The following is a 16,229-nucleotide window of genomic DNA, read 5'->3' as shown; positions in this document are numbered from 1 at the left end:
CATGGGCTTTGAGGTCGCCATGCGGCAGATCGAACGGGCTGAGAAGAACGCGCGACGTGAGGCGGAGGGCCTGCCGCCCGAGGAGGCGCACGTCGGCGAGGGGGTGGCCGCGAGCCTGGCGGAATCCCTGATCGAGATGGCGGCGAAGGCACTCGGCAGGATGCTCGCCGGCGGCTGAGCCGCCCCGCACGTGCTCTCCCACCTGTGCCCCGGCCTGCGGTCCGGGGCACAGCGCTGCCCAACCCGCGCCCCACGTCGCGCCGGGGCGAACGCGGGGGGCACGGTCCTACCCGGCCCTCGGACCGTCAACCCGCCTGCGGGAGGGCGCTGACGAGGCGGTCGATCTCGGCGTCGGTGTTGTAGTAGTGGACGGAGGCGCGGACCGCGGAGGCGAGGTCGCGGGCGCCGAAGTCCCAGCGGGCGTAGGCGGCCGAGGTGACCGAGACGTTGACGCGCGCGGCGCGCAGGGCACTGGCGACGGCGTGGCTGTCGTGGCCGTCGACGGTGAAGGTCACGAGGCCGCACTGGCGCGCGCCGCGGTCGTGGAGGTGGACGCCGGGCAGGTCACGCAGCCGGGCGCGCAGGGTCGCGGCGAGGGCGGTGACGCGGGCTTCGATCGCCGGGAGGCCGAGGGCGAGGGCGTAGTCCACGGCGACGCCCAGGCCGATCTTGCCGGCGAAGTTGCCCTCCCAGGTCTCGAACCGGCGGGCGTCGGCGCGGACGACGTAGGAGTCGGAGGACGTCCAGCTGGCGGAGTGGAGGTCGAGGAAGGGCGGTTCCAGCTCCTCGCGGACGCGCGGGGAGGCGTAGAGGAAGCCGGTGCCGCGCGGGCCGCGCAGGTACTTGCGGCCGGTGCCGCTGAGCAGGTCGCACCCGATCTCGTCGACGTCGAGCGCGATCTGGCCGACGGACTGGCAGGCGTCCAGCAGGTAGACGACTCCTGCCTCGCGGGCGACCCGGCCGATCTCGGCGGCCGGGTTGACCAGGCCGCCCTGGGTGGGCACGTGGGAGACGGCCACGAGCCTGACCCGGTCGTCGATCATGGACCGCAGCGCGTCGACGTCGAGTTGGCCGTGCTCGTCGTCGGGTACCACGTCGACCCGGACTCCGTGGCGCCGGGCGGTCTGCAGGAACGCGACGGCGTTGCTGGCGTACTCGGCGCGGGCGGTGAGGATGCGGTCGCCGGGCGCCCAGCGCAGCGAGTAGAAGGCCATGTCCCACGCTCGCGTGGCGTTCTCCACGACCGCGATGTCGTCCCGCCCGGCGCCCAGCAGCCGGGCCAGCGCGTCGTAGGTGTGCTCGATCCGCTCCTCCTGCTCGGCGGCCGCCTCGTAGCCGCCGATTTGCTCCTCAAGGCGCAGGTGCCCGACCACCGCGTCGACCACCTGGCGCGGCGGCAGCGCCGACCCCGCGTTGTTGAGGTGGGCCACCCGCTCGGCCCCCGCCGTGTCCCGGCGGACCCGCTCGACGTCGATCCCTGTCACCGCACCCGGCTCCTTCGTGAACTCGCCACCTCGTCGACGCGACCGCCGGCACGCCCGGTTCGCGGGGCGGCAGGTCGGTCACGCCGACCCACCCGGCCCGCGCGGCCGTGTCCGACACGCCGCTGAGCCTTCCACCGCCCCGGGCGCGTCGGCAAGCGGGTTCCGGCGGGCTCCCGGATGAGGCCCGATGGGGGCCGCCGGGGCCCGATGGGACCGACGCGGCCCGATGGGACCGACGCGGCCCGATGGGACCGACGCGGGCCGGCGGGTCCTGACGGGGCCCGGTCCGCGCCTCAGCCGCAGTGGCTGCCGCTGTAGCAGGGCGAGTAGTACCCCGTCGTCGGCGCGGGAGGGGGCGTGGCCGGTGGCAGCTCGGTGGCGTAGGTGGAGGTGATCGAGAGCGAGAGCGTGAACGCGTGCGCCCCGTAGCCCGCCGCGGCCAGGGCCGTCGGGGAGAGGGGCTTCCACGTCAGGTAGACCGTCCGGTCGAACTGGTCGTTGCCGTGGGGCCGCTTCGACGTGCCGTCCAGGTCGGAGATGCCGCCCACGAAGCCGGTCCGGGGCGCACGGGGTTTCTGGGCCACCCCCAGCACGACCCTCGGCCCGTCGGAGGAGTCGGGCCGGGCGGGCAGGGTGTAGGCCACCTGGATGTCGGCCGGCCGCTCGGCGGCCTCCGCGGACTGCGCGGGGTCGGGGTCGCCCGGCGGCTGCCGTTCGTAGGCGAGGGCGGCGACCAGCGCGTCCGAGGGGCCCCTGTGCTGGGACGGCGGCGGGACCCAGCCCAAGGTCCCTGTCGCCGCGTCGAGTTGCCTCAGCCGCTGTCCGATGTCGCCGTCGAACGCGAGGTACAGGGTGGTGACCCGCTGGCAGGAGACCCGTGACCACTGCGGGCGGGCGCCGATGGAGCCGGTCCGGCTCTCCGACCCGCACAGGTCCACCCGCGACGTCCCCAGGTCCGTCGCCCAGGGCGTGGCCTTGCGGAAGGCGCTGACCTGGCTGTCCGCCGTGGCGGTGGCGGCCCGGTCCGCCGCCTGGGTGGTGGCGGACCGGGCGAACGACCGGACGTCCGGCGGCGTCGGATGCCAGTACCTGTAGACGCGCCAGCCCAGCAGCGCGACCGCCAGGACGGCTGTCGCGGCCACCACGGCGGCGCAGCCGCACCCGCGTCCTGGTCTCGGCGTTTCCGTTCCACTGGCCACGATCTCAGCCCCACCCCGGTCGTCCGGCCCGCTCTTGGGACGGCCGCCGCCGTCGCCCCCTCGGGCGGTCCTTCAGGCCGCGCCCGTGTCACGTAGGACGATCCGGCCGGGCCGGGCGCCGTCACAAGCGGGGAAGCCGGATCGTTCGCGACTCGATACCCGCCCGCCACCGTGGCCGGTGCGCTTCGCCGCCGTGAGCGACGGCCGTGAGCGACGGCCGTGAGCCGTCGGCTGTGAGCCATCGGCCGTGAGCCGTCGGCGGCGCGGTCCGTCCCGGCGCCGGTGCGCGAAGCCCTCCCCACCCGATCGGCCCGGTGGACGCGGCAGCCCGAAACGATCACGGATTCCGCCGGGAGACCGCCACGAAGGGTCGAGATCGGCACAGGCAGCGCTGGTTGCCGGACAGAACCGGGAAAGGCCGCGGCCCGCGGTCCGGCGGCGGCCCATGCTGTCCCGACGCTCTGACGCACCGCGCCGGCGCACACCCGGCCGGACCGGCGTGCCGGCGCGCGTCCAGTGACCGACAAGAGGAAACAGGTGGATCGTATGGCTCCGCACACCCCGGGAACCGGCCTTCGCGGACGGGTCCGCACAGCGCTCCGGCGTGCTCCCCTCGCCAGGCGGCTGCGCCGGCTGGCCGTCCCCGCCGCCGTGGCGGGGCTGGCGCTGGGGCTGGGCGGCGGGGTGAACCCGGCACAGGCGGCGACGATCGGCACGACGCCCGGCACGTACACCAACTACGCCTTCACGGGATCGCCGACGCTGGCCGACGTCACCTGGTCGACCACGGTGCTGACCGACCCCGGGTTCAGCTCGCAGGTCTTCTGGGCGCACCAGTTCGGCTTCGACGTGGGCAACGGCGCGTACGTCGGCATGCAGTCCGACGGCGGCTCGAACCGGCTGTTCCTGTTCTCCGTCTGGGACGCCACGCAGGCGACCGCGGGCAGCGCCGGGACCTCCTGCGCGGCCTTCGGCGGTGAGGGCACCGGGGAGAGCTGCCGGATGAACCTCAACTGGACGGCCGGCCACACCTACACCTTCACCGTGGCCGCCCAGGGCTCCGGCTGGTTCGGCGCCACCGTCAAGAACACCACCGCCGGCACCTCCTTCACCCTGGGCAGCATCAAGACCCCCGCCACGGCGATCGCGTCCACCGGCATGGTCGACTGGACCGAGTACTTCGAGTGGAACGACCCGCGCGCCACCTGCTACGACCAGCCGTTCAGCGCGGCCCGCTTCGGGCTGCCCACCGGCAACGGCGGCACGGTCACCGCCAGGGTCTCCGGCACCTCGAACAACGGCAACGCCTGCGCCGCGATGACCCGGACCGACAGCGTCGCCGGTGGCACGGTGCAGAACCTGGCGACGGGCAACTCGGTGCGCGGAGCCGTCACCGGGCTGGCCGGCAAGTGCCTGGACTCCCTGGGCGGGGTCTCCGACGGAACCGCCGCCGACCTCTACGCCTGCTCCGGGGGTGTCGGCCAGGCGTGGGTCCGCGCCGCCGACGGCACCCTCCGGCTGCGCTCCGACTACTGCCTCGCCGCCAACGGCACCGCTTCCGGCTCGGCGGTGCTGGTGAGCGACTGCGCCGGAACGGGCCCGGGCGGCGCGGTCACCGACACGTCGAAGCTCTGGACCTACAACGCCACCACGAAGGCCCTGGTCAACCAGGCTTCCGGCCGCTGCCTCGACGTCCCCGCCAGCAACAGCGCCAACGGCACGGCCCTCATCGTGTACGGGTGCACCGGCAACCCCAACCAGCAGTGGACCCTGCCCGCCGCGTCCTGACAGCGCGCCCCGCGCGGCCGGCCCGGGGCCGGCCTCCGGACCGGGTCCCGCCAGGAGGCGGGAGTGCCCCGGCGGACCGTACGCCGTACGCGCCGCCGGGGCACTCCCGCGCCGGCCTCCGGCCGGCTCCGCTCATGAGCCGGGCGGGGCCGGAGTGGGGACGTCGGCCTCGGGGAGCCAGTGGCGGTTCGGGTCGTAGGCGAGCCAGCCGTGCGCGCGGGCCGCGTCGGCGAAGGCGCTCAGCAGGTCGGACAGGCCCGGGTGGTGCTCGCCGTCGCGCCACACCGCGTGCCACGCGTACAGCGGCACCGGGTCGGCGACCGGGACGGCGCGCAGGCCGGGGCCGGGCGGCGTGTCCGGGTCGGCGCACAGCAGCGAGAAGTGCTCCGGGTCGTCGCGCAGGCGGGCCAGGAACGGGGCCAGGCCGAGGTTCACGCCGCCGAAGTCGGCCGGTATGCCGAAGCGTTCGGTGAACGCGTCCAGGAACTCGACCCGTTCGCGCGGCGCGGGGAACCACAGCCGGCCGGTGCGCAGGTCGGCCGGGGTGAGGACGGCGGCACCGGCCAGCGGGTGCTCCTCGCTCAGCACGGCGTGCACCGGTTCGAGCCGCACCAGCCGGCGGGTGGCGCCGGTCGGCCAGGGCTCGTCGCGGCCGTGCACGCGGCCGAGGCCGAAGTCGATCTCACCGGCCCGCAGCGCGGCCAGCGCGGCGGTGAAATCGGGGCGCGGGCCGACCTCCAGGGCGAGTTCGGGCCGCCGCGCCATCACCGCCCGGAAGGTCCGCAGCGGCGCGAACATGTGCCCCCACACGGTGACCCGCAGCGCCCGGTCCTCGTGCCGGGCCGCCTCCACGGCCGCCTCGCCGGCCCTGACCAACTCGCGTGCCGGCTCCAGGAAACGGCGACCGGCGGGTGTCAACTCCACTCCGTGGCCTGTGCGTTCGAAGAGTCTTCGGCCCAACGCCTCCTCCAGCCGCGCCACCCGCTTGGACAGCGCCTGCTGGGTCAGGAACAACTCGGCGGCGGCCTGCCCGAAGTGCAGCCGCTCGGCCGTCACCGTGAAGGCGCGCACCTGCGCCAGGTCGAGATCCATCGCCCGCCCGTCCCCGTTCCGTACCGGCCGGGGCGGCGCGCCCGGCCGGTACGGAAGCCTATCCGCCCGCCTCCGGAGCACCCCGCCGGCTACGGCCGCCGCCTCCGGTCCGCCCGGCGTCCCCGGGTCCGCGCCGCGCTGGCCGGGGCCGACAAACAACGGTTGTCGACCCGGACAGAGAGCTGTTGGACACCCCTTCTGACCTGCGGCTTTCCTGGTTCTTGCCGGCAGGGCGCAGCGCCCGCCGGCGGGAACGGACAACGCGAGCGGACAACGCGAGCGGACGGAAGGAGCGGGCCGATGAGGGCACTGCTGCCCACCGGGCAGGCCGGGGCACTGGTGGTGGCCGGAGAGGCCGAGGAGCCGGTGCCGGAGCCCGGCCAGGCGCTGGTGAAGGTGGAGGCGTTCTCCCTCAACCGGGGGGAGCTGTCCCGGCTGAGGGGCGCGCCCCGACCCGGTCTCCGCCCCGGCAAGGACATCGCCGGGCTGGTGGTGCAGGGCGCCGCCGACGGCAGCGGGCCGCGCACCGGTCAGCGGGTGGTCGCCCACCCGCCGCACGGCGGCTGGGCCGAGTACGCGGCGGTCGGCACCGACCGGCTGGCGGTGCTCCCCGAGGGCGTCGACGCCGTCACGGCCGCCGCGCTGCCGCTGGCCGGGCTGACCGCGCTGCGGCTGCTGCGGACCGCGGGCTGCCTCTCGGGCCGCTCGCTGCTGCTGACGGGGGCGTCCGGCGGTGTCGGGCACTACGTCACCGAGCTGGCGGTGGCGGCCGGGGCCGAGGTGACGGCGGTCACCGCGACGCCCGAACGCGGCGCGCGGCTGGCGGAGTTCGGCGCCCGGGTGGTGCACCGGCTGGCGGACGCGCAGGGCCCCTTCCACGTCGTCATGGAGTCCGTGGGCGGCGCGAGCACGGCCGGGGCGCTGGCACTGCTGCGGCCGCGCGGGGAGCTGATCTGGTTCGGCCAGGCATCCCGTGAGCCCGCCGTCCTCGACTTCTTCCGCTTCTTCGACGGCCCCCGCTCGGCGGCGGTCCGCCACTTCCACTACGAGCACACCGACGCCTCCTGCGCCGCCGACCTGGCCGCACTGGTCCGCCTGGTGGCCGAGGACCGGCTGCACCCGGTGGTCGGCCGGCTCGCCGACTGGCGGGAGACCGCGCGCGCCCTCGACGACCTCGGCGAGCGCCGGATCACCGGCAACGCCGTCCTCACGATCGGAGCCTGACCGCCATGACCACGACCACACGGGCCGCCGCCGACGCCGGGGCCCCTCCGCGCCCACCACCGCCCCGCCGCGCCGACCGGCGCCGCCCCTCGCCTGACGCCTCGTCAACAACTGGCGATGGTACTGCTGCTCGGCTCGCAGTTCATGATCGCCGTGGACTTCTCCGTCCTCAACGTTGCGCTGCCGGCCATCGGCCGCGGGCTCGGCTTCTCGCAGGGCGGCCTCCAGTGGATCTCGACGGCGATGATGCTGCCCTCGGCCGGCTTCACCCTGCTCTTCGGCCGGCTGGCCGACCTGGCCGGGCGGCGCCGGATGCTGCTGGCGGGCATGGCGCTGCTGGCCGTCGGCTCGCTGGCGGGCGGTCTCGCCCAGGGGCCGGGGATGATGCTCGCCGCCCGCGCCGCGCAGGGCCTCGCCTCGGCGCTCGCCACCCCGGCGGCGCTGTCGCTGCTGACCACGGCGCTGCCCGAGGGGCCGCTGCGGGACCGGGCGCTGGCCCTCAACGGGATGCTGCTGTCGGCCGGGTTCACCGTCGGCGCGATCTTCGGCGGCGTCCTCACCGACCTGCTGAGCTGGCGCTGGGCGTTCCTCGTCAACGTGCCCGTGGCCGCGGCCGTGCTGCTCGCGGCGCCGTCGGTGGTCGCCGAGAGCCGCGGCGCCCGGACCCGGCTCGACCTGCCCGGCGCCGCCACCGTCACCGGCGGCCTGCTCGCCCTCGTCTACGGCGTCACCAGCGCGGGACAGCGCGGCTGGGGCGACCCTTCGGCGCTGGCCTGGCTGGCCGGGGCGGCCGTGCTGCTGGCGGCGTTCTGGCGGATCGAGCTGCGGGCCGCGGCGCCGCTGGCCCCGGTGCGGGTGCTGACCCGGCCGAGCGTGATGTGGGGGAACCTCGGCGGCCTGGCCACCTTCTCGATGGAGAGCTCGCTCGTCTTCCTGCTCACCCTCTACATGCAGCAGACCCTCGGCTACAACCCCCTGCAGACGGGGCTGGCCTTCTGCGGCCTCGGCGTCGCCGCCTTCGGCGGCGGCCTGGCGGCACCGCGGCTGATCGTCCGGTTCCAGGCGCGCCGGGTGCTGGTGGCCGGGCTGCTGCTCCAGGCGGTCGCCACCGCCGCGATGTTCTGGCTGGGCGACGGCCTGAACGGCGGCCTGGCCGGCGGCGGGGCCCTGGTCCTGCTGCTGGCGGCGACGTCGGCGGGCGCGCTCGGCCACATCTCGGCGATCGTCGGCTACATGGTCACCGCCACCTCGGGCCTGCCCGACGAGGAGCAGGGACTCGCCACGGGGCTGGCGTCGATGACCCAGCAGGTGGGCATCACCCTGGGCACCCCGGTGCTCAGCGCGGTGCTCGCCGCCACGACCCTGCACACGGCGCTGCTCACCGACGCGGGCGTCCTCCTCGCCGCCGGCGCCGCCGTCGGCCTGGCCCTGCGCCGCGCCTGACCGCCGCCCGGGCCCGCCGGGCCCCTCCCCCGCCGCCCGGCAGGCCCCGCCTGCCGGGCGGCGCCGTCGTCTCCGGGCCGGGCACACGGGTCGCCGAGCAGATCGCGGCGGCCGCTGGCAAGGGGAACGTGCCCATGCCGCGGAAATTCGTCAGAGCGGGCTATCCGGTGACGCAGGAACGTGTGAACTTCGTCTGAACCGCCCGGTCCCCGGGCATGCATCTGCGCGGGGACGGGACACCACCCGGACCGGGACGACGCCGTCGGCCGGGACACGGCCGCGAGGAGTGGCCGGGCCGCGCGCCCGGCCGGACAGGAGCCGTCGCGTGCTGTTCGAGGTGTGGGCGCCCGGCGCCCGGCAGGTGGAGGCCCTCGTCGGGAAGGGGACGGGGGAGGCCGGGGATGCCCGGGAGCCGCACCTGATGGCCCCCGACCCGGTGCGGTCCGGCTGGTGGCTCGCCGACCTTCCCGCCGTCCACGGCACCCGGTACGCGTACGTTCTCGACGGCGGGCCGCCGCTGCCCGACCCGCGCTCGCGCCGGCAGCCCGAGGGGCCGGACGGGCCCAGCGCCGTGGTGGACCACGCGGCCTTCGCCTGGCACGCCCCCTGGCCCGGGCGGGCGCTGCCGGGGGCCGTCCTGTACGAGCTGCACGTGGGCACGTTCACCCCCGAGGGCACCTTCGACGCGGCGGTGGAGCGGCTGCCGCACCTGGCCCGGCTGGGCGTCACGCACGTCGAGCTGATGCCGGTGTGCCCGTTCCCCGGCACCAACGGGTGGGGCTACGAGGGGGTGTCGCTGTGGGCGGTGCACGAGCCGTACGGCGGCCCCGCGGGGATGAAGCGCTTCGTCGACGCGGCGCACCGGCACGGGCTGGGGGTGGTGCTGGACGTGGTCCACAACCACCTGGGCCCGGCCGGCAACCACCTGCCGCGCTTCGGCCCGTACTTCACCGACCGCCACCACACCCCGTGGGGCGACGCGGTGAACCTGGACGCGCCCGGCTCGGACGAGGTCCGCGCCTTCCTCGTCGGCAGCGCGCTGGCCTGGCTGCGCGACTACCGGCTGGACGGGCTGCGGCTGGACGCCGTGCACGCGCTGGTGGACACCCGGGCGCTGCACTTCCTGGAGGAGCTGTCGACGGAGGTGGACGCGCTGTCGGCGGCGCTGGGCCGTCCGCTGTTCCTGGTCGGCGAGTCCGACCTGAACGACCCGCGCACCACCACCCCGCACGAGGCCGGCGGCCAGGGCCTGCACGCCCAGTGGAACGACGACTTCCACCACGCCCTGCACACCGCCGTCACCGGGGAGGCGCAGGGCTACTACGCCGACTTCGCCGCCGCCGGCCCGGCCGCGCTGGCGAAGGTGCTCACCCGCGGCTTCTTCCACGACGGCGCCTGGTCGTCGTTCCGGGGCCGGCACCACGGCCGCCCGCTGGACACCGCGACCGTGCCGGGGCACCGGCTGCTCGGCTACGCCCAGACCCACGACCAGGTCGGCAACCGCGCCACCGGCGACCGCCTGACGCCCGTCCAACTCGGCGCCGCCGCCGCGCTGGTGCTCACCTCGCCGTTCACGCCGATGCTGTTCATGGGCGAGGAGTGGGGGGCGTCCACGCCGTGGCAGTTCTTCACCGACCACGACGACCAGGAGCTGGCGGCGGCCATCACCAGGGGCCGGCGGCGGGAGTTCGCCGAGCACGGCTGGGCCGAGGAGGAGGTGCCCGATCCGCAGGACCCGGCCACCCGGAACCGTTCGTGCCTGGACTGGGCGGAGCCGGAGGCCCAGGTCCACCGCGAACTGCTGGACTGGTACCGGGCGTTGATCGCGCTGCGCCGCTCGGAGCCGGCGCTCGGCGACCCCCGGCTGGAGGCGGTGGGGGCCACCGCGGGCGGGCGCACGCTGCGGGTGGCGCGCGGGCCGTTCCGCGTCCTGGCCAACTTCTCCGACGCACCCGCCCGCGTCCCCCTCGACGCGCCCTGCGAGGTGGTGCTGGCCCGCCCGTCGGACTGCCGGGTGCTGCCGGGCCCCGCGGTCGCGCTGCCACCGCGCGGCGCGGCGGTGCTGCGCGTCCAGGGCGGTGCGGACGAGAAGGCCGCCGCGGCCTCCGGGGAGGCGGCCGGCGGCGCTACGGTGGGTGTATGACGCAGCAGACCACGGACCCCGCACCCGGCCGGCCGGCCCCGGACCCGTCGGAGGGCGAGCCGCGCGCGGAGTGCGTGCTGTGCCGGGAGCCGACGGAGTACCCGGCGAGCGCGAAGGGCGTGGTGCTCTGCCCGGTGTGCGAGTGGCAGGAGGCCCAGCGCGCGGCCTGTTCGGGCTGAGGCACGGCACGCGTCACCCGCCCGCCGATCCGCCCGCCGTCGCCGGGTACGGCGCCGCGGGCTCCCGGTCGCCGAGGGCGAGCGCCCCGTAGGCGTGCGCGTCCGGGAGGTCTCCGGGGACGATGCGCGGGGCGCGCGCGGCGGCGGGGGCCAGGTGGGTGCTGAGCCCGTCCACGAACGGCCGGTGCCCGGCGTGGAGGGCGGGGTCGATGACGAGGACCTCGGGGTTGAGCATGGTGACGACGCCGGCGAGGGGGCGGGCCACGAGCCGTCCGAGGTCGGTGAGGAGGCGGGCCGCGGCGGAGTCGGGGGCGCGGAGGATGCCGTCGGCGTCCGCGCTGGCCAGGGGGCGTTCGTAGAGCCGGGTGAAGGCGGCCTCCAGCCCTGGGCCCGGGGTCTGCGTGGCGAGGCAGCCGCGCCGGCCGCACCGGCAGTAGGGGCCGTTCTCGACGACGGGGACGTGGGCGAGTTCGCCCGCGGTGCCCAGGGCCCCCTGGTGGAGGCGGCCGTTGATGACGATGCCGGCGCCGAGGCCCTCGCGGACGGAGAGGTGCAGTGAGGAGGCCGATCCGGCGGCGGCGCCGTACCGGGCCTCACCCAGCGCGGCGAGGTTGGCGTCGTTGACGAGGCGCACCGGCCGCCCGAGGACGCGGACCAGGTGCTCGCGGGGGTTCTCCCGCCGCCAGGCGCGCAGCGTCCGCGCGAAGGGGGACTCGGGTCCGTGGGCGCCGGGCGTGCTGGGCGGTTCCGGGAAGGCCGGGCCGTCCCCGGCGGTGTTGACCGGGAAGGGTGTCGCCACGACCGCGTACCGGGCGCGCAGCCCGTGGTCGTCCTCGGCGCGGGCGAGCAGGGCGGCCACCGCGTCGGCCCACTCGTCCCAGCGGCCGGCCCAGGGCAGGTCGAGGGTGCGGCGCGGGGTGGGGCCCTCGGCGGTGACGAGGGTGAGCGCGGTGGGACCGCGGTGGAGCCGGACGAGAGCGGCGCAGGTGGCGGCGCGGGTGAGGCGGAAGGCGGGCGACGGGCGGCCGCGGCCGGACGGCGCCGCGTCCGGTACCGGGGCGACCAGCCCCTGGGCGACGAGGTTGTCGAGCAGGGCGGTGACCACCGGACGGGACAGGCCGGTACGCGCCATGAGGTCGACGCGGCGGAGCGGGTCGTGGCGGTGGCGGAAGGCGTCCAGCACGGCGCGTTCGAGCACGGGGGTGGTGGTGCGCGGGCCTCGGGTCTGCGTCATGGCCCCGTTCTCCGTGGGTCGGGCGGCGGCGGGCGGTGCGGGGGCTGGGCGGCTCCGGGCCGTTGCTGCTGGCGGTGCTGGGGCAGTGCTGGGCGCGCTGAGGTGGCCCGGCCCCCTGACCGGGGCTGGGCCACCTCACTCTGACGGACGGACGTCCGGGCGGGGAAGGGGTGCGGCGCCCCTTCCCCGGCGGTCAGCGGTGCCCGTGCGAGGGGGCGCTGATCCGCACCGTCCGCGTCAGGGCCGTGTCGCGTTCGTCGGAGCCCACGGTCACCGAGCGGGTGCCGGTGGCCAGGGTCCACTGGGTGCTGTCGCTCCAGTACTGGAGCCGGCGGGGCGCGACGTGGAGCGTGACGGTCCTGGTCTGCCCGGCGCCGAGGGTGACACGGCCGTAGGCGGCGAGGGCCTTCGGGGCGAACTGGACGCCCGCGGGCGCCTGGTCGGGAGCGCCGAGGTACACCTGGGGGACCTCCGTGCCGGCGGTGCGGCCGGTGTTGGTGACCTTGAAGGTGACGTCGAGCCCGCCGTCCCCGGCGCCGACGGTGCGCAGGGCGGAGTAGCGGAAGCCGGTGTAGGACAGGCCGTAGCCGAAGGGGTAGAGCGGGGTCTCGCCGGTGGCGTCGAAGTAGCGGTAGCCGATGTCGACGCCTTCGGAGTACGTGGTGGTGCCGTTGACGCCGGCGGTGGTGCGCTCGGGGTGGGCGGTGTCGTGGGCGACTTCCTGGCTGATGTCCCTGGGCCAGGTGAAGGGCAGCCTGCCGCTGGGGTCGATCGCGCCGGTGAGCAGCTGGGCCGCGGCGACACCCGCCTGGTCACCGCCGTAGTAGGTGTCCAGGACGGCCTTGACCTTGCTCTCCCAGGGCATCGCGACGGGCTGGTTGGCCTGGAGGACCACGACGGTGTTCGGGTTGACGGCGGCGACGTCCGCGACGAGCTGGTCCTGGCCGTCGGGCAGTGCCTTGGACAGGTCGCCGGAGCTGGTGTCCCAGACGAAGACGACGGCGGTCCTCGCCTTCTTCGCGGCGGCGACGGCCGCGTCGTGGTCGGCCCGGGTCTGCTCGGGCGTGACCCAGTTCAGCCGGAGCTGTACGGGCTTTCCGGAGACGTCGGGCGCGGCCTTGATGCTGATGGTGTGGGCGCCGGCGGCCAGTTGGACCTGGGTGCGGCCGTTGGCCAGGCCGTCGGTGGTCGCGGTGGGGGCGTTGCCGTCGGTGGCGTGCACGACGCCGTAGCGGGGCGAGGTGCCGAAGCCGCCGCCGACGGTGGTGAGGGTCCTGCCGTCCACGGCGAGGGTGCCGGTGGCGCCGAGGGACTGGATGTTCAGCCAGTACGCGCCGGTGGTCGGCGCGGTGAGGGTGCCGGACCAGCTCGCGGCGGTACCGGCCGGCAGGGCGTCGCCCCTGGCGGTGGTGAAGTCGACGGTGCGGTCGGTGCTGGTGGCGGTGCCGGTGGTACGGGTCAGGCCGGGGCTGCCGTCGCTGCTGAGCGCGGTGGCGGGGACGGGGGTGCCGGTGAGGTCGTCGGCGGCCTGGTAGTCGATGTCCGCCCGGCCGCGGGTCTCGCTCCTGAGCGTGGACAGGGCGCTGGTCTGCTGGCCGAGCAGGCCGCCGGCCGCCTCGCCGCCGCTGTTGGTGGCGATGGTCTGCCCGGCGCCGGGGCCGATCAGGGCCAGCGAGGAGAGGTCCTTGCCGTCCAGCGGGAGCGCCGAGCCCTCGTTCTTGAGCAGGGTGGCCGAGTCCTGGGCGGTCGTGAGGACCGCCTTCTCGTCGGCGGCGGTGTTCTCGGGGGTGACGCCGTGCTTGGAGGCGCCGCTGAGGAGGCCGAAGCGGTCCATCTCGGACAGGACGCGGCCGGCGGCCTGGGTGACGCGCGACTCCTCGACCTGTCCGGCGGCGATGGCGGCCTTGACGGCGTCGGCGGAGAAGTAGGCGGGGATCGAGATCCCGGCCGGTCCGCCGTTGCCCGGCATCTCCATGTCCAGGCCGGAGTTGATGGAGTCGGTGCTGTGGTTGGCGCCCCAGTCGGAGGTGACGAAGCCCTTGAAGCCCAGCTCGTCGCGGAGGATCGTCGTCAGCGTCTGCGCGTTGCCGCACGCCTGGGGGCCGTTGACGGTGTTGTACGAGCACATCACTGAGGAGACCCCGGCCTTGACCGCGGCGTCGAACGGGGCGAGGTAGATCTCGTGCAGCGTCTGGGAGTCGACGTCGACGTTGTTGCTGCCCTCGTAGGCGATGTAGTGCTTGACCTGGGCCATCGTGCCCTGACTCTGGATGCCGGTGATCTCGGAGGCACCGGTGGCCGAGGTCAGCAGCGGGTCCTCGCCGAAGGTGTTGTAGGTGCGGCCGGAGCTGGTGTCGCGGTCCATGTTGACGAACGGCTCCAGCACCACGTCCTGGCCCAGGGACCTCGCGTCCCGGCCGATCACGGTGCCGTTGGCCTTGGCGTCCTCGGTGCTGAACGTGGCGGCCACGCCCATCGTCGAGGTCATGCCGGTGGAGTCCTGCTCGGTGATCACCCCGGGCGGGCCGTCGCTGAGCCGCAGCGACGGAATGCCCAGCCGCGGTACCCCGGCGATGTAGCCGGCCTCGTACTGGTTGGTGGCGGCGGCCTCGGCGCTGCCCTCGATCATGGTGATCTTCTCGTCGAGCGTCATCTCGGACAGCAGCCGGTCGACCCGGACGTCGCCGGTGACCTGCGGCGGCCTCGCGGCGGCGGAGACGGTCCCCGAACCGGCCGTGACGGCCACGACGGCGGCGGCGACGGCCACCGCGCCCATCGTGGTTCTTCTGCGTGAGAGGGCGGAACTCGTCATCGAGACTCCTCATCATGGCGCGGGTGGTGCGACGGCCCGCCCGTCCCCGTTCACCAAGTGAAACCGGGAGAGCGGGAGGGCGGGAGAGCGGGTACAGCCCCGGGCGAAGCCCCCGGCCTTTCCGCTCACCGGGGCATCGTGAAAGCTACAAACCCGGGAAACGGCTGGTCAATACGGTGTCGCCAACATTTCTTTTCGTCCTGACAGGACGAAAAGAACGGTGGTCCGGCTGAGGAGCCGTCACTGTTCCAACGCGCGGGGCGCGTCGGATATCCGCCCCTCCGACATCCGGACGCGCGCACCGCCCGGGGTTCGCGTCCGTGCCGGCCGGCCGGAGCCGCCTCCCGACTGCCGTGGTTCCGCCGGGATTCACGCCTGCCCGAACAGGACCGAACGGCGCGTACCCCCGCCCGGGACCGGGGCGGGGACGGGGCGGGACCGGACCGGGGCCGGGGCGGTCGCCGGTTCCCGGCGGCGCCGTTCAGCCCTGCGGCCGGGCCAGCCGTGCGGCGTCGCGGGCCAGCGCGGTCAGCCGCGATATGGCCCGGAAGTACTTCTTGCGGTAGCCGCCGGCGAGCATCTCCTCGGGGAAGAGCCGGTCGAAGGGCACACCCGAGGCCATCACGGGCACCTCGCGGTCGTAGAGCCGGTCCGCGAGCACCACCAGCCGCAGCGCGGTGGCCTGGTCGGAGACCTGGCCGACGCCGCGCAGGAAGACCGCCTGGAGGCCGTCGCACAGCGCGCCGTAGCGGCTGGGGTGGACCGTCGCCAGGTGCTCGGCGAGCCGGGGGAAGTCGTCCAGGGACGCCCCGGGGGTACGCCCGGCCACCTCGGTGACCTGCGCGTCGGTGTACGGCTCGGGCGCCTCCGGCAGGCCGCGGTGGCGGTAGTCCTCACCGTCGATCCGCACGGCGGTGAAGCGGGCGGACAGCCCCTGGATCTCCCGCAGGAAGTCCGCGGCGGCGAACCGGCCCTCCCCCAGCTTGCCCGGCAGCGTGTTGGAGGTGGCCGCCAGCCGCACCCCGGCGTCGGACAGCCGCGCCAGCAGGGTGGAGACGAGCACCGTGTCACCCGGGTCGTCCAGCTCGAACTCGTCGATGCAGACCAGGCGGTGCCGGCTGAGCGCCTCCACGGCGGGCCGGAACCCGAGGGCGCCGACGAGGTTGGTCAGCTCGACGAACGTACCGAACGCCTTGCGCTCGGCCGGGGCGTCGGTGGCGTGCCACAGGGAGGCGAGCAGATGCGTCTTGCCGACGCCGTAGCCGCCGTCGAGGTACACCCCGGCCGGCCCGGCCGGCCGCTCCGGCTTCGCCCGGAACCAGCGCCGCCGCCCCTGCTCCTCACCCCCGCCCAGCCCGGTCGCGAACCCCTCCAGGGTGCGCACGGCGGCGGCCTGGCTGGGCTGCGCGGAGTCCGGCACGTAGGTGTCGAAGCGCACGGCGTCGAACCGCGGCGGCGGGACGAGTTCGGCGAGCAGCCTCTCGACCGCGACGTGGGGATTGCGCGTGCTCAGCGAGGCCGGCACGGATATGGCTGCGGCGGCGGCATCACGTGACACGGCTACCCAGGGTACCCGCCTCTGGCCACCACTCCACGCCACGCCGCCCCGACGCCGGTGAGGGCACGCGACC

At 75.5% G+C, this 16,229-nt stretch carries 12 protein-coding genes; 6 read left to right on the top strand and 6 right to left on the bottom strand.

The features are described 5' to 3' along the window. Position 1 precedes the first annotated feature (1 nt). The gene (locus BS72_RS36805; RefSeq protein WP_157856336.1) at positions 2–178 is read left to right on the top strand and encodes a hypothetical protein; all 177 of its coding nucleotides are present in this window, start codon (positions 2–4) and stop codon (positions 176–178) included. A gap of 127 nt (positions 179–305) precedes the next feature. Here the strand turns inward: BS72_RS36805 and BS72_RS26565 are convergent, their stop codons facing one another. Next, positions 306–1,484 (bottom strand): aminotransferase class V-fold PLP-dependent enzyme, encoded by a 1,179-nt coding sequence (locus BS72_RS26565; RefSeq protein WP_051951736.1) that lies wholly within the window; start codon positions 1,482–1,484, stop codon positions 306–308. A gap of 293 nt (positions 1,485–1,777) precedes the next feature. Then, the gene (locus BS72_RS26560) at positions 1,778–2,626 is read right to left on the bottom strand and encodes a hypothetical protein (RefSeq protein WP_157856335.1); all 849 of its coding nucleotides are present in this window, start codon (positions 2,624–2,626) and stop codon (positions 1,778–1,780) included. A 603-nt stretch (positions 2,627–3,229) separates the two neighbouring features. Between BS72_RS26560 and BS72_RS26555 the strand changes: the two genes are divergently transcribed. After that, positions 3,230–4,471: an RICIN domain-containing protein gene (locus BS72_RS26555; protein WP_063836143.1), complete on the top strand. Its 1,242-nt coding sequence runs from the start codon at positions 3,230–3,232 to the stop codon at positions 4,469–4,471. A 132-nt stretch (positions 4,472–4,603) separates the two neighbouring features. Here the strand turns inward: BS72_RS26555 and BS72_RS26550 are convergent, their stop codons facing one another. Then, complete coding sequence (locus tag BS72_RS26550; RefSeq protein WP_037914219.1) at positions 4,604–5,563, bottom strand: LysR family transcriptional regulator; 960 nt, start codon at positions 5,561–5,563, stop codon at positions 4,604–4,606. A gap of 300 nt (positions 5,564–5,863) precedes the next feature. Here BS72_RS26550 and BS72_RS26545 point away from each other — a divergent pair, with 300 nt between their 5' ends. The 4 genes from BS72_RS26545 to BS72_RS26530 all read left to right on the top strand — a co-directional run bounded on the left by BS72_RS26545 (position 5,864) and on the right by BS72_RS26530 (position 10,552). Further along, a complete protein-coding gene (locus tag BS72_RS26545) occupies positions 5,864–6,787 on the top strand; it encodes a zinc-binding dehydrogenase (protein WP_037914217.1) in 924 nt (307 codons plus the stop codon). A 117-nt stretch (positions 6,788–6,904) separates the two neighbouring features. After that, on the top strand, positions 6,905–8,230 hold the full coding sequence (locus BS72_RS26540; protein WP_078901655.1) for an MFS transporter: 1,326 nt from the start codon (positions 6,905–6,907) through the stop codon (positions 8,228–8,230). A 325-nt stretch (positions 8,231–8,555) separates the two neighbouring features. Then, positions 8,556–10,373, top strand: a complete 1,818-nt coding sequence (gene treZ / locus BS72_RS26535) for a malto-oligosyltrehalose trehalohydrolase (protein ID WP_107498895.1) — start codon at positions 8,556–8,558, stop codon at positions 10,371–10,373. Then, complete coding sequence (locus tag BS72_RS26530) at positions 10,370–10,552, top strand: hypothetical protein (RefSeq protein WP_037914214.1); 183 nt, start codon at positions 10,370–10,372, stop codon at positions 10,550–10,552. Before treZ ends, BS72_RS26530 begins: the two co-directional genes overlap by 4 nt. A 13-nt stretch (positions 10,553–10,565) precedes the next feature. Here the strand turns inward: BS72_RS26530 and BS72_RS26525 are convergent, their stop codons facing one another. The 3 genes from BS72_RS26525 to zapE form a co-directional block, all read right to left on the bottom strand. Next, positions 10,566–11,786 carry an ROK family transcriptional regulator gene (locus BS72_RS26525; RefSeq protein WP_037914211.1) on the bottom strand — a complete coding sequence of 407 codons (1,221 nt, stop codon included), beginning with the start codon at positions 11,784–11,786 and terminating at the stop codon, positions 10,566–10,568. 193 nt (positions 11,787–11,979) lie between these two features. Further along, positions 11,980–14,598: a beta-glucosidase family protein gene (locus BS72_RS26520; RefSeq protein ID WP_232792541.1), complete on the bottom strand. Its 2,619-nt coding sequence runs from the start codon at positions 14,596–14,598 to the stop codon at positions 11,980–11,982. Positions 14,599–15,079: 481 nt separating this feature from the next. Further along, positions 15,080–16,156 (bottom strand): cell division protein ZapE, encoded by a 1,077-nt coding sequence (gene zapE / locus BS72_RS26515; RefSeq protein ID WP_037914207.1) that lies wholly within the window; start codon positions 16,154–16,156, stop codon positions 15,080–15,082. Positions 16,157–16,229: the final 73 nt, after the last annotated feature.

Source organism: Actinacidiphila yeochonensis CN732 (genome assembly GCF_000745345.1).
Taxonomy (GTDB): domain Bacteria; phylum Actinomycetota; class Actinomycetes; order Streptomycetales; family Streptomycetaceae; genus Actinacidiphila; species Actinacidiphila yeochonensis.
Note: the sequence above shows the minus strand (reverse complement) of the source record. Positions and strands in the feature narration are given on the sequence as shown.